The organism is Foetidibacter luteolus, assembly GCF_009650435.1.
Taxonomy (GTDB): Bacteria; Bacteroidota; Bacteroidia; order Chitinophagales; family Chitinophagaceae; genus Foetidibacter; species Foetidibacter luteolus.
In genome coordinates, this window is sequence record NZ_VVIP01000050.1 from 18,697 (window position 1) to 31,343 (window position 12,647).

General features: G+C 39.0%; 15 protein-coding genes. 13 read left to right on the forward strand and 2 right to left on the reverse strand.

The annotated features are described in order from the left end of the window. The first annotated feature begins 66 nt into the window (after positions 1-66). The 13 genes from F0364_RS15825 (at position 67) to tnpC (ending at position 10,121) form a co-directional block, all read left to right on the forward strand. Positions 67-540 carry a hypothetical protein gene (locus tag F0364_RS15825; protein ID WP_153798776.1) on the forward strand — a complete coding sequence of 158 codons (474 nt, stop codon included), beginning with the start codon at positions 67-69 and terminating at the stop codon, positions 538-540. A gap of 227 nt (positions 541-767) precedes the next feature. After that, positions 768-1,406, forward strand: a complete 639-nt coding sequence (locus F0364_RS15830; protein WP_153798777.1) for a hypothetical protein — start codon at positions 768-770, stop codon at positions 1,404-1,406. 266 nt (positions 1,407-1,672) lie between these two features. Next, the gene (locus F0364_RS15835) at positions 1,673-2,134 is read left to right on the forward strand and encodes a hypothetical protein (RefSeq protein WP_153798778.1); all 462 of its coding nucleotides are present in this window, start codon (positions 1,673-1,675) and stop codon (positions 2,132-2,134) included. Positions 2,135-2,352: 218 nt separating this feature from the next. Beyond that, a complete protein-coding gene (locus tag F0364_RS15840; RefSeq protein WP_153798779.1) occupies positions 2,353-3,132 on the forward strand; it encodes a hypothetical protein in 780 nt (259 codons plus the stop codon). 227 nt (positions 3,133-3,359) lie between these two features. Then, positions 3,360-4,133: a DUF1444 family protein gene (locus F0364_RS15845; protein ID WP_207632712.1), complete on the forward strand. Its 774-nt coding sequence runs from the start codon at positions 3,360-3,362 to the stop codon at positions 4,131-4,133. A 233-nt stretch (positions 4,134-4,366) separates the two neighbouring features. Next, positions 4,367-4,858: a hypothetical protein gene (locus F0364_RS15850; protein WP_153798781.1), complete on the forward strand. Its 492-nt coding sequence runs from the start codon at positions 4,367-4,369 to the stop codon at positions 4,856-4,858. Between the two features lie 221 nt (positions 4,859-5,079). Beyond that, positions 5,080-5,646 (forward strand): hypothetical protein, encoded by a 567-nt coding sequence (locus F0364_RS15855; protein ID WP_153798782.1) that lies wholly within the window; start codon positions 5,080-5,082, stop codon positions 5,644-5,646. Positions 5,647-5,859: 213 nt separating this feature from the next. Then, positions 5,860-6,486 carry a DUF4241 domain-containing protein gene (locus F0364_RS15860; protein WP_153798783.1) on the forward strand — a complete coding sequence of 209 codons (627 nt, stop codon included), beginning with the start codon at positions 5,860-5,862 and terminating at the stop codon, positions 6,484-6,486. 223 nt (positions 6,487-6,709) lie between these two features. Next, entirely contained in the window at positions 6,710-7,177 is a 468-nt protein-coding gene (locus tag F0364_RS15865; protein ID WP_153798784.1) for a hypothetical protein, read from the forward strand. A 309-nt stretch (positions 7,178-7,486) separates the two neighbouring features. Next, complete coding sequence (locus F0364_RS15870) at positions 7,487-7,909, forward strand: GCN5 family acetyltransferase (RefSeq protein WP_153798785.1); 423 nt, start codon at positions 7,487-7,489, stop codon at positions 7,907-7,909. Positions 7,910-8,215: 306 nt separating this feature from the next. Further along, complete coding sequence (tnpA, locus tag F0364_RS15875; protein WP_153798786.1) at positions 8,216-8,509, forward strand: IS66 family insertion sequence element accessory protein TnpA; 294 nt, start codon at positions 8,216-8,218, stop codon at positions 8,507-8,509. A 2-nt stretch (positions 8,510-8,511) separates the two neighbouring features. Beyond that, a complete protein-coding gene (gene tnpB / locus F0364_RS15880) occupies positions 8,512-8,877 on the forward strand; it encodes an IS66 family insertion sequence element accessory protein TnpB (RefSeq protein ID WP_153798787.1) in 366 nt (121 codons plus the stop codon). A gap of 50 nt (positions 8,878-8,927) precedes the next feature. Next, positions 8,928-10,121 (forward strand): IS66 family transposase, encoded by a 1,194-nt coding sequence (gene tnpC / locus F0364_RS15885; RefSeq protein ID WP_153798788.1) that lies wholly within the window; start codon positions 8,928-8,930, stop codon positions 10,119-10,121. A gap of 418 nt (positions 10,122-10,539) precedes the next feature. Here tnpC and F0364_RS15890 read toward each other — a convergent pair whose 3' ends face one another. Next, positions 10,540-11,103, reverse strand: coding sequence for a hypothetical protein (locus tag F0364_RS15890; RefSeq protein ID WP_153798789.1), 564 nt, complete (start codon positions 11,101-11,103; stop codon positions 10,540-10,542). Continuing rightward, entirely contained in the window at positions 11,103-12,644 is a 1,542-nt protein-coding gene (locus tag F0364_RS15895; protein ID WP_153798790.1) for an RHS repeat domain-containing protein, read from the reverse strand. Before F0364_RS15895 ends, F0364_RS15890 begins: the two co-directional genes overlap by 1 nt. Between the last annotated feature and the right edge of the window lie 3 nt (positions 12,645-12,647).

Consider the following 12,647-nt stretch of genomic DNA (forward strand, 5'->3'; position numbering starts at 1 on the left):
ACCGTTAGGTGCAAGCAAAGCCACAGTCAGATTTCCTTGTTTTGCCCCAACTCTTAGACTGACCTTATGACAGAAAAAGATTTTATAGACGTAGTAGAATCAACTAACTGGAAAGCATTTAGAGGACCAGAATATTTTAACCCAGACAGTGTCGCTCCAGCGTTATCAAGCCTTATTCACTTGAGACAGGACAATGATAAATGGAAAGTCTATAATAACGTCTTATTTGCCATCGGAAATAATCATGGAGGAACATATTACCCAGCAGTTTTGTCTGCCCTTCCGCTACTTGTGCGACTATTGAAAACTACCGAAAATGAAGTAACTCGAAACTGCATTTTTGAAATATTCAGTGAATGGTATTACAGTTTCGACCCTGAAATAGGAACATACAAACTCATGACAGAGATTCAATTGGAGAGTTATGTCAGGACAAATATTAAAAGCTGTATAGCTGGGAATGTATGGAATGAGAGTGAAAGAAATATGATACTTATTGCTGACTTCCTTAACTACTTCAACGAAGAAGCAAGCACCTAACATTGGGCTTTACGCAAGTTAGGCAAGACATTTTAAAATCAGCTAATTGCAAATCCAGGCTGTAGTTCGTGCAGGACAAACACTTTCAACTTTACTTCTTAAATTCAACTTTATATTTTCAATCAGCAGCGGTTGTGGGCAGACGGAATGCTAATTCCCAACCTGCATAAAGCCCTGTTCGTTGGCTGCTATAATTTGACCACCCTACTAACTGACGATTTATTAAAGTGATTACGACAACAATTAGAAATCTGACACAAGACGAAACGCAACGACAGATTAAAAGATTACCAAGTGTCTATAAGCGGTTTGAGAACTTCGTTCTTAAACTGATAGTTGTTGTTTTAGTGTTACTTGCTCCACTTCTAATTTATGACCGCTTCAACCCAGTTCCATCACATACACAAGCGGTGTACTGTATTGTAATCGTCATTCTTGCCGTCCTTATTGTATTTTGGGTAACAAAAAAATTTGAGGGTGGACTGACAAACTCAAAACAAATTGACAATATAAAATCAGGACAAGTTGAAGTTGTTAAAGTACAAACCACAAGAGCAATTAAGAGAGAAGATTTTGAAGACTTTGGAGTTGCATTTTATCTCGCTGTTGTTGACAATGGACAACCCAAAACACTGTTTTTATGGGGACAATACTTAGACGAACTTGAATATGAAAAAACTTTTCCAAATACAGAGTTTGAATTTATAAGAAAAGTTGGAAGTGACGAATTTATAGACTTTAAAACATCTGGACAATATTTTATAGAGGAGAAAGTTCTACCAGCGTTTGACAAGGAAGTATGGAAAACTGGACGTTATCCTGTAAATGGACAATTGCTTGACCAAGTAATTGACGATATAGTGTAGTGCGACTAATTCAGCAGCCAACATTTGGTTTTATGCAAGTTGGGCTTGACCTTGCAACGTCAGCTAATTGCAAATCCCAGCGCCAGTTCAAGCAGACGAACATCTATCAGCTTTTGTACTTAACTTCATCAACATATTTTCAATCAGCAGCGGTTTTGGGCAGACGGAATACTAATTCCCAACCTGCATAAAGCCCTGCACGTTGGTAGCAATTGTAAATGGACACACCGCAAATTTTCAAAGGATTTTATTGACAGATACTTTTAATGCAAAAGACTGAAGACTTCATGGTAAATAGGTTGAAATGGAAAGCAGACAAATTCGGTTTACCAACAGAATTTGCGTTTTACTTTAATGACCTTTCTTTGGAAACAAAAAATAATTTAGTTAGTTACATCAACAAAATGAATAGTGGGACACCTGTTTTGTTTTTTACCAAGCCGACATATGAATGGACATTGGTTTGCACTCGCCAAGTAATTTGTAATGACAATACAAAACTGGTGACGCTTAACATTAGTGATATAAAACGGATTCTGCCTACTGCTTTTGACATTACTTTAATTGGACAGCCAATTGATATTACTACTGTGAAAAAGAAAAGTGAGTGGGACACAATCAATATAGTTGACAAGCAAGATGAATCAACTATTTTTTACGCAAACAAAGGCGACGACTTGTTTGCATTATGGAATATTTTATTGATGGCAAAACAGCTATACGAGTGACAGAAAACAACTGCTACCAACATTGGGTTTTATGCAAGTTGGGCATGACCAGCAAATAGCAACCAATTGCAAATCCTGGCAGTGGTTCGGGCTGGACAAACAACATTCAACTTTAGTTCTTAAATACAACTTTATATTTCAATCGGCAGCGGTTATCAGCAGACGGAATATTAGTTCCCAACCTGCATAAAGCCCTGCCCGTTGTGTGCTATATTAAAATGACTCCTCGTTTAAAAATATCAATCGAAAATCTTTACGACACCTTCGCAAAGTATCATGGCAACCCAAACATGACAGGGAGTCCTTTGTATGACGACTTAGCGAAATGGAATAAATCTTTATTTTCCAAGTCACTTCAAAATTTAACAAGTGAAGACCTTTCAAGATTTGCTGGCAAGGTTATTTCTACGTGGGGTGACACAAACGACTTGAAACATTTCTTGCCAAGATTATTTGAATTGACAGCACTGCTTGACACGCCATACGACGTTTGGATTTTGTATCAGAAACTTCAAGATGGCAACTTTCAAACATGGGACACAGAAGAACAAAATGCAATCAATGAGTTTAGCTTAGCCTTGTGGGACAATTTGCTTTCTGACAACAGCGAAAAAGCAGAATGGGAATTTGATGATTATTTTGCTGCACTTGCACACTTCTATCCGAGTTTTAATGACTTGACAGATTTATGGATGATAAATGATTCTTTCAGCTCCATTAAACATTTGAGCAACTATATTTATGACGAAGCTCACACTCTTTTCCAGAAAAATCATATCAAAAGAAATGAGAAAAGTACAAGAAACGTTGTTGTATTTAAAATTTGGTTGCTCTCTAACAGCTTAATTGAAAAACTAACTAAAGCTTTCTATCAATTTGAAAAGACAGAATTAGCAGAAAGAATTTCATGGGTATTAAAAATACTTGAGGACGAGAAATACAGCACACAACAGGCAGTTTTGCGTCAACAGGGGGCGACGAATAAATCCTCATCTTAGTGCTACTATTAGCTGAATATCCGGCTGACCGAACACGGATGAGCAACAGAATGTATTTTCAACTTTTGTAACTTACATCGGCTGCAGTTCCGGGCTGAACGTTTTCCAAATGCCCTGCCGAACGCAAAGCTGTGGCCGTTGCCCGTAATATTAAAATGACTATGCGTTCAATTTCAACATTTCTACTTGGACTTTTCATTTTTAGCTGTAACTCTAAAAACTCAATAATGACAGAGAAAGATTTTGCCAAAGTGTATCTAGATTCTCTGAACAAGAAATATCCGTCTGTAAAATTTGAGTTAAACGCTGACTTGACAATTACATCGAAAAAAGGAGACTTAGAATACAAGCACTATATTGATAATGCTTTTATAGCTTACAAAGCAGAACCTGATTCCATTAATGACATTATTAGTAGGTATGTTGCTTCGACAACGGACTTATATGTAGACCAAAAGGCGGTAAATGTCGAAAATGTAGTTCCAGTAATAAAACCCGTTGAGTACTTAGACGAAATAAATTCTTTAAGTAAAGACGGTAAATCATTCCCAATGATTACGGAAAAGTACAACGGCCAATTAATAATTGCCTATGCCGAAGATTCTAAAAACAGCATCAAGTATTTAACAGAAGATGATTTCAAGACCCTTTCAATTTCAAGGGACACATTAAAGTCTATTGCTTTAAGAAACTTTGACAAAATAATACCTAACATCCAAAGGCAAGGTGACAACGGCTTATTTATGGTAACAGCAGGCGGGGATTATGAAGCCAGCTTAATTCTATTATCTTCCATTTGGACAAAGGAAAACTTTCCTGTTGACGGGGATTTCATTGTTGCAATTCCTAATAGAGACATGCTAATGGTTACGGGAAGCAAAAACAAAACTGGAATTGCCAAAATAAAAGAGATTGTAGCTGATTCGTATAAGACAGGGAATTACCAAGTTTCTGACCAATTATATAGGTGGACAGGAAACAAATTTGAGAAGTACGACTAAATACTACGGGCAACATTCAGTTTTGCGTCAGCAGGGGGACGAACAAATCCTCGTCGACAATGCTACTATCAACTACGTATCCGGCTGACGTAACACGGATGAGCAGCAGAATATATTATCAACTTCAGTAACTTACATCGGCTGCAGGTTCGGGCTGGACGTTTTTCAAATGCCCTGCCGAACGCAAAGCTGTGGCTGTTGGTGGCAACCTTAAAATTACATTACGCTCCTATATGTGGACAACAATAAAATCCTTATTTTCTTCAAAAGGGCCCAAGTTTGATCAGCCATTGCCAAGTGACTTTGACAAACAAGTAAAACGGGCAATAGTTTTAGTCAGAAATACCAATACTGTCAAAACTGACGAAGAGTTTTTAAATTATCTCATTGAGAATGGAATAGAATTTAAAGCAGCTGTAGAAATCCTGCTATTCTTACCAATTGCATTCGTTAGACATTTAATTGCCACACTAAAATGGCCTGACACATACTTGGAGCTTATAAACGCCGACAAAAAGATTGAAAGAAGGTACAGTGAGACAAAGTCTTATCAAATTATTTGGAACGTAACATCAGAATACTTTAATGACAATCCAGACAAAGACACTGTTTTCAAAATTGCTGGAAGGAGTGCCGAATTCAATGCTCTTAATAATTTGTTGAACGAAAATCCAGATTCAAAACTGGAGGACGTAGAAGTATCGTCGACTGTAATTGTGAGATAGTACGAAAGGCTGCCACCAACATTGGTATTGCTGTAATACGGGCAGAAGGAAGTAAAATTGGCAGTTATGCGCTATTGCACTTCATTCACGGCTTGACCGTTTTCAATCGTGGTTTCGTTTAAATAAATAATTTCGTTTCTTATTTTACATTCGTGGGTGGGCAGACTCAGCAACAAATTCCCGTACTACAAGCAATACCTGCCCGTTATAAGCCATTTTAAATGAAGCTGCTTCTCTTATTCATGTGTTTGTTGACATTTTCCTGTAATACTGGACAAACTGGCAATGTTGACAAACCAAAAGTATATTCCGACACTTCAAGTTTGTTTTGCAAAGGGACACCACTTTTTGTTTTTAATGAAAGTATTGACAAACTTGGTTCAAGAGCATCCTTTTACAAAGACACAGTAAATAGACAAGGTGGTTGTTATTCATATTTGATCGTTGACACATTCTTTACTGTACGACAGAGTACTGGGACAATGATTGGTAACTTACTTATAGAAACAAATAATCTTAGACAAATTCAAAGAGTTCGTGGCTATTGGGAAATTAGTGTTCAAATGAATGACAAAACAAGACAAGAAGCGATTGACTCGATTAGACAAAGGTTTTTTCCAAATATGCCACAAAACTTTTTACTTACGGAGGCTGATACAACTAGACATAAAAGCTTTGTAGAAGAGTTTAAATTTTTCCCATCGCCTGACAGTGGTGACATAGACCATGGTTATGTACCACATTGGAGTTTTTACTATGACGCTAAACGTTCAAAAAACGGCTTATAACACTGGGTTTTATGCAAGTTGGGCATGACCAGCAAACATCAACAAATTGCAAATCCAGGCTATAGTTCGGGCTGGACAAACAACTTTCAACTTTAGTTCTTACATTCAACTTTATATTTCCAATCAGCAGCGGTGGCGGGCGGACGGAATTCTAATTCCCAACCTGCATAAAGCCCTGCTCGTTACATGCAAGCCTAATTGACACATCATACTATGCAAGATTTTTTAGAGAACGCATTTCAGAACAACTTCTCTCATTTAGAGGAAGAAAAGAATGAGTATAAATTTTATCGAGTAGACATCGGGAAGCTAAATGTTGCGAATGGACAGATTATTGCCTGTGACCCATTTTTATTCAATGACGACAAGCCTTTTGACACAGTTTTTCCAATCGGACACTTCCCTATTGAATTAGCAATTGCTTGTATTGATGATGACGAACGAATAGGTTTTTCGAGAATTAAGTTCTCCGACAAATCCCCAGTTCGCTGGACAATTGCTGTTACAGTTGACCAAGACGCAACTAAATTAAGTGATGATGAAATATTTGGATACGGTGTTGACTCTGGCACCGGTTGCTTCATGGACACTTCTGGTGCAGAAAAATATTCTGATTACTTAAACCAAAAAGAGGACAATTTCAACGTTGTAATTGACGAAATGGAGGCAACCTACAAACATACTCGTTCATGGCTTATATGGGACAGAGACGGTTTTAATGTTGCAATGTATTCTACTGGTTGGGGTGACGGACTTTATGCAACTTACATTGGCTATGACAGTGAAAACTCAATTTGCAGGCTTGTATCTGACTTTGGACTTTTAGAATGGCAGCAGTAGAAGGCTATGCATGTAACATTGGGTTTTATGCAAGTTGGGCACGACCAGCAAACTTAAGCCAATTGCAAAGCCAGGCTGTAGTTCGGGGCTGGACAAACATACTTGAGCTTTTGTACTTAATTTCATCATTAGTTTTTCAATCGGCAGCGGCGCCGGGCGGACGGAAGACTATTTCCCAACCTGCATAAAGCCCTGCCCGTTACATGCCATTTGACAGACCACTATGCCTAACATAAATTCCTTTGACATACTTGACAGTGAAATTCAAAAAGCTTCAGGACGACCTACTGTATTGGAGGCTCTATGGGACGGTGACACGCAAGGTTGGTTCTTGATTTTGAATTTATATACGGAAACAGGCAAATTCTTTTGGAAAAGAGAGACAAGACAGCATTTAGGCACTGTAAGTTTTGGTGGCGACATAAGACTTTTTAACGGAGAAGTTCCTTCATGGCCAGAAGCCGAATTAACTAAAGAATGGGGACAAAAAGCAGCGAGCAAATACGGTTTGACATTTTATTTTCCATCGGACTCAGAGCCAGACGACGATTGCCCAAATTGGACTCAAAGACATTTAGCGATTAATTGTGCTGACTGTAACAAGCTCATTATTCCTACTGACAGTGAGTACTTACCAAAGGACATATGTTACAACTGTCACTTAAAAAGAGAGTTTAGAAACAAGGATTAATTGCATGCATAGCTTGACAGAAAACGGCATGTAACATTGGGTTTTATACAAGTTGGGCTTAACCTTATAACATCAGCTAATTGCAAATCTCAGCTTCAGTTCCAACAGACGAATATCTATCAGCTTTTGTACTTAACTTCATCAACATACTTTCAATCAGCAGCGGTTGTGGGCAGACGGAATACTAATTCCCAACCTGCATAAAGCCCTGCTCGTTGCAGGCAATGCCGACACAAACACTCTAAACATTCGACAGACATATTTTGACTCCAAAAATTAATTGACATTTCTAAAACAGGCAAGTGCCAAATGACCGTCTATCCAAAAGCTAAAGACCCCGATTTAGTAGGTGAATACCCTGGACTTGTAAAATCGGGTGGCGGTTTTGTTTGGGACGAAGTATTAGAATATAGAGTTTGGCGTCATCCGCATGACGGAGCACCTGACACAGAGGACGGTGACCACTATTATTATGCCTTTGCAACTTATGAAGAAGCACTTGCATATTCACAATCAAATCACGGCTGCGAAGAACCGCTTGCATTGGTTTTGCAAGAAGAGTATATTGACGAACCAGAGCCAGGAAAGTATGTGCATGTAAAAGAACGTCGGTTGACAGAATGGCCAGTGGACTTTTTGAAAAGACCTATACGAACGGACAAAACAATCCCTGACTTTTTTTCACCTCATGCACCATCAAACCGACTTGACATTTTGCGTGGACTTGCCTAAGCAGATGTTATTAGGCTGACAAACTTAACGACAAGGCACATGCCTGCAACATTCAGTTTTGCGTCAGCAGGGACGACGAATAAATCCTCATCGGCAGTACTACTAGCTACATATCCGGCTGACCGAACACGGATGAGCAACAGAATATCTTTTCAACTTTTGTAACTTCGGTCGGCTGCAGTTCCGGGCTGGATGTTTTCCAAATGCCCTGCCGAACGCAAAGCTGTGGCCGTTAGCAGGTATCCCTGCCAGCAAGTACATCTTGTTGCGCCTTTTAATTGACCGTTACTTTGCCAATAAAAAATTATGCAAAAGGATATTGAGGTCAGAGAACAAATGTTTAGTATGATTGGAGACTGGCAGCAAAGCGGGCTTAGTCAGAAGGCGTTCTGTGCTCAGCACGGTATCCGCTACCATGTTTTTCACTATTGGTACAAAAATTATCGCAATAGCCATGTTTTGCCCGAGGCTTCTTTTGTTAAGTTACGGGTTGCTCCATCGCCTGGCTTGTCGTCGGCAGAATTGATTTGCACCGATGGCAAACGCCTGGTGTTTCATCAGCCGGTGAGCGCTGATTACTTAAAGGCATTGATCAGTTAAGCATGCTGCACCTTTCAGCAAACTGCAGCTATTATCTGTATACCGGTCCGGCCGATATGCGCAAGGGCTTCGACAGTTTAAGCGGGCTGGTAACTTCATGCATGCAACTCAATGTGTTCTGTGGTTCAGTTTTCATCTTTTTAAATAAAAAACACAACCAGGTTAAACTGCTGTTGTGGGAAGGCGATGGCTTTGCCATATATTACAAACGGCTGGAAAAAGGAACCTATGAACTGCCTGCTATTGATAATAAAAATGATAGCCTTTCCATCAGTTCCCAGCAACTTCAATTCATCCTGCAGGGCATCTCATTAAAGAGTATCCGAAGGCGTACACGTTATCAACATTTAGCCCGCGAAAGTGGATAAAACCTGCATTGATATTGCAGGTATATTTCTTTGTTTTGCCTTAATAGAAAATGCAGCAAACCACCATTATACCTGTTGATTACAAAAGCCTGTACGAGGGTTCGCTTGTGCAGATAGAGCAGCTAAAACTTCAATTGGCACAGTTGCAAAAGATGGTGTTTGGCAGCCGTCACGAACGTTTTATACCCGACAGCGCAGCAGTGGTTCAACAGATGGCCTTAGGTTTACAAGCCGAAGCTGTAGGTGAGCGTACTGTTACCACACAAGAAGTAACAGTTACAAAAACCAACATCAAGGTAGAAAAGAAAGCACATCCCGGCCGCATGGCATTACCTGCCGGTCTGCCCCGCGAAGTGATTGTAATAGAGCCTAAAGAAGATGTAAGCAATCTTACAAAAATTGGCGAAGAGATTACCGAGCAACTGGATGTAACTCCTTCTAAATTTTTTGTGCGCCGCTATGTTCGCAACAAATATGCGCTACCCCAGGGCGAAGGTGTTGTTATTGGTAAACTGCCCTGGCAGCCTATCGACAAATGCATGGCAGGCCCGGGCTTGCTGGCGCAGGTCATCATTGATAAATACGTTGATCATCTTCCCTTGTATCGCCAGGAGCAACGCTTTAGCCGGGTGGGTATTACACTGGCACCTTCAACGCTTTGCAACTGGAAAGGCAGTGTCTGCAACCTCATCACTCCATTATACGATGCATTGGTTAAAGAGGTATTACAAACCAATTACCTGCATGTGGATGAAACACCCATCAAGGTGCTTGATCAGGACAAGGCAGGTACCACACACCGCGGATATTTTTGGGTGTATCACAACAGTCATCAAAAGATTGTCATCTTCGATTATCGAAAAGGACGGGACAGAGAAGGCCCTTTGAAAATACTGAAAAATTTTATAGGGCACCTGCAGGCAGATGGCTACCAGGTGTATGAAGATTTTGAGGACAGTTCGGGTATTACGTTGCTGCACTGTATGGCCCATGCCAGGCGAAAATTTAGTGAAGCCCTGGACAACGACAAAGCCAGAAGTGAATATGTGCTTCAGCACATGCAGCAATTGTATGCCATAGAGCAACAGGCGCGGGATAAAAAGATGTCCTTCGATGAAATATATCAATTACGTCAGCAACAGGCCATACCTATACTTGAGCATCTGGGCAAATGGATGAAAGAATCTTATGTGCAGGTAACGCCCAAAAGCAGCATAGGCAAAGCGCTTGCGGCGGAACTATAAAATGCTTCACATACTCATTGGTGCTGCCGGGATAGAATACAAAAACCAATTCTAATACCAGCGACGGGCTTCGGTTTGGTTTTTTATGTTCTGTTTTGGCTTCTTTTGGTTGTTCTTTTTTGGTTGTAGTGGTTTGGTTTTTGGTTTGTTTTATTTGTTCGCTTCCTGCCTTAAAAGCCTTGTGGAATGGAGGTTTTAGAGAGAAAAGAAGAAAAATGAAAATACAATCACAAAGCCTTGACAGTAAAGGTTTTGAGAGAAAAAATAAGATTGTGGAAAACTTTTTTAAAAGCAATGATTTGAAGCCCCTAAAACGACCTTAAAAGTGAAAAATTTGCAAAGCAATTAAATTGTAATGTGGCAAAGCCACACATTTTTTTGCCCCCTTTTTTTGAACACAGCGAAGCTGTGTTTATTATCAATTAGAATATGGATTTATCCAAGAGTATTTAGAATTTTGTATTGGTGATTTTATTACTTGTATTTTATCATTAAAGTTTGAAAAGTATTTTTTATAAACAAGATATATTTTATTTACTTCCTTTTTAGATTTTGTTATTTTTATATTAGTGTCATTACCATTAGTATAATCTAATAAAATATTTTTACTTTTATTGTTTAAAATGTACTTTTCTTCTAATAATTTTCTTGCTATTATACATTCAATAATCCACATTTTTTTTTGCAAATTACTTTTGGAATACTCAGTCTCATAGCTTCCTTGACGATATTTTGCATCGTCTCCTATTATTACTTTTTTAGACGTATCAGTTTTTACCCATTCATTTGTGTCGTAACCTTTATCCTCAACTAACAGTTCTTTGATTGCTAATATTCTTGTACTGTAAGTTGCAGTATCAAGCCAATTACTATGCTCAATAATTTTTATTAAATCTTTTAAATTTTGAGCATTTGCATATTCAAATTGCATTACAATAAAACTTGTTAGTAAAAAAAAATTACTAATAACCTTAAATTTCATTACTTCTTCTTTTTGGGTTTCATAGCTTGTTGCACTTTGTTCATATCACTACTGCTTACTTCTCTATATCCTGCACTATTTGTAGTGTTTGATGATAAAGTAACTTTTACATCTCCTGTTGCAGAAACAACTTTATCTTTCATTGACTTCTTATATACTTTATATTTATTCCCTTTTGAAAAGGTTTCATTAGTGCCAGGTTTGGCTTCAGCAGGAATGGCAGCAATACCTCCTTTTCCAGCTACATTGCCATTTGCTAAAAATTTCTCAACGTGATGAAATACTCCATCTGCCCCAACGTAAGCCCCAACATCTCCTTCTGTTGCATTTTTTACATCTGACAAAACGTAGCTATCTTGCTTCATAAATTGTTCAGTCATAGCAGCACCATTTTCTCCAAATGCACCGTATATATTAATTGTAGATGCTGCATCAGCAATGCAATTTCCTACACAATTATAAGAATTGTCTAACCCTTGTGTTTCTTGATTGGTTATGTATTGAGCTTCTCCTAATTGTTCTTTGCCATTTGCTCCTTTGGTAACTTCTTGAATTTTAATTTGTACTTGATTAGAAGTTGCAATCATAATTTCAACTTTTTTACCTGAGTTGTCTAAAGCATATCCTTTATCAACTGTAAATCCGACAGTGTATTTATAAACTTTTCCAGTATTAGGGTCTTTATAGGTTTGTGGTTGCATTGTAGTCCACCATACTCCAGATTGTGTCTTTGTGAAAATAATTCTACCACTTTCATCCCTAACAAGATTTCCATCAAGGTCTGTAAATTTTATAGGATTATTTAATGAATATCCGTAAGGTGTCATATCAGGATACTTATCGGCTTGTTTATCTATGCTCAACCATCTTCCAAGCCTACTATCATACATTCTAGCACCATAATCAATTGAGTTTCCCTCTCCTTTTATCTCATCATCTTTCTCTTTGCCTCCATATCCAAACCTATAACTCCCCGCATTAAACTTCCTCCCCGGCATCAACATGCCAAAAGGATAATAATCATTCGCACTCACCACATCCGCCACATAGTAATCCGCTTCAGGGTCACTGTCGTTGTTAACACCCGTCACCTTATCACTCACCGTAGCCAAAACATTACCTAAATGATTGCTCAACTCAAAGAACTTATCACCGCTCCGGCCCCAGGCTGTTTTGGAATCCCCAATCCCATTCTGCTTCGCCACAATGCCCGGCTTCCATATACCCAAACGGCTGCTGCCATACAGGTGCTGCTCATCCCAGGTAAAGTTACTGCCTGCAGATGTATAAACAGCCATCGTATTGCCCTGCGCATCACGACTATAAAATGTAGTGGTGGTGGTACTGCCCGCAGCTACCGTTTTCGTAATACGGTTGCCGGCAGCGTCATAACCATAACTGATCGTTTTACCCGTCATGGTTATCTGCTTAATCTTGCCATATACCGTCCACTGTATGCCGGTTATCTTTTCCTTCGTGTCTTTCCAAGCCCCCCCAACAAAAAAGCCCCTTCTTTCGAAGAGGCTTTTTTTCAAAGTCATCCA

Excerpts from the sequence above, each read along its gene's own strand:
- F0364_RS15850 (WP_153798781.1), top strand. The coding sequence starts at position 4,367 with ATGTGGACAACAATAAAATCCTTATTTTCTTCAAAAGGGCCCAAGTTT.
- F0364_RS15865 (WP_153798784.1), top strand. The coding sequence starts at position 6,710 with ATGCCTAACATAAATTCCTTTGACATACTTGACAGTGAAATTCAAAAA.
- F0364_RS15840 (WP_153798779.1), top strand. The coding sequence starts at position 2,353 with ATGACTCCTCGTTTAAAAATATCAATCGAAAATCTTTACGACACCTTC.
- F0364_RS15825 (WP_153798776.1), top strand. The coding sequence starts at position 67 with ATGACAGAAAAAGATTTTATAGACGTAGTAGAATCAACTAACTGGAAA.
- F0364_RS15870 (WP_153798785.1), top strand. The coding sequence starts at position 7,487 with ATGACCGTCTATCCAAAAGCTAAAGACCCCGATTTAGTAGGTGAATAC.
- F0364_RS15835 (WP_153798778.1), top strand. The coding sequence starts at position 1,673 with ATGCAAAAGACTGAAGACTTCATGGTAAATAGGTTGAAATGGAAAGCA.
- F0364_RS15895 (WP_153798790.1), bottom strand. The coding sequence starts at position 12,644 with ATGACTTTGAAAAAAAGCCTCTTCGAAAGAAGGGGCTTTTTTGTTGGG.
- F0364_RS15845 (WP_207632712.1), top strand. The coding sequence starts at position 3,360 with ATGACAGAGAAAGATTTTGCCAAAGTGTATCTAGATTCTCTGAACAAG.
- tnpA (WP_153798786.1), top strand. The coding sequence starts at position 8,216 with ATGCAAAAGGATATTGAGGTCAGAGAACAAATGTTTAGTATGATTGGA.
- F0364_RS15890 (WP_153798789.1), bottom strand. The coding sequence starts at position 11,103 with ATGAAATTTAAGGTTATTAGTAATTTTTTTTTACTAACAAGTTTTATT.
- F0364_RS15855 (WP_153798782.1), top strand. The coding sequence starts at position 5,080 with ATGAAGCTGCTTCTCTTATTCATGTGTTTGTTGACATTTTCCTGTAAT.
- F0364_RS15860 (WP_153798783.1), top strand. The coding sequence starts at position 5,860 with ATGCAAGATTTTTTAGAGAACGCATTTCAGAACAACTTCTCTCATTTA.
- tnpC (WP_153798788.1), top strand. The coding sequence starts at position 8,928 with ATGCAGCAAACCACCATTATACCTGTTGATTACAAAAGCCTGTACGAG.
- tnpB (WP_153798787.1), top strand. The coding sequence starts at position 8,512 with ATGCTGCACCTTTCAGCAAACTGCAGCTATTATCTGTATACCGGTCCG.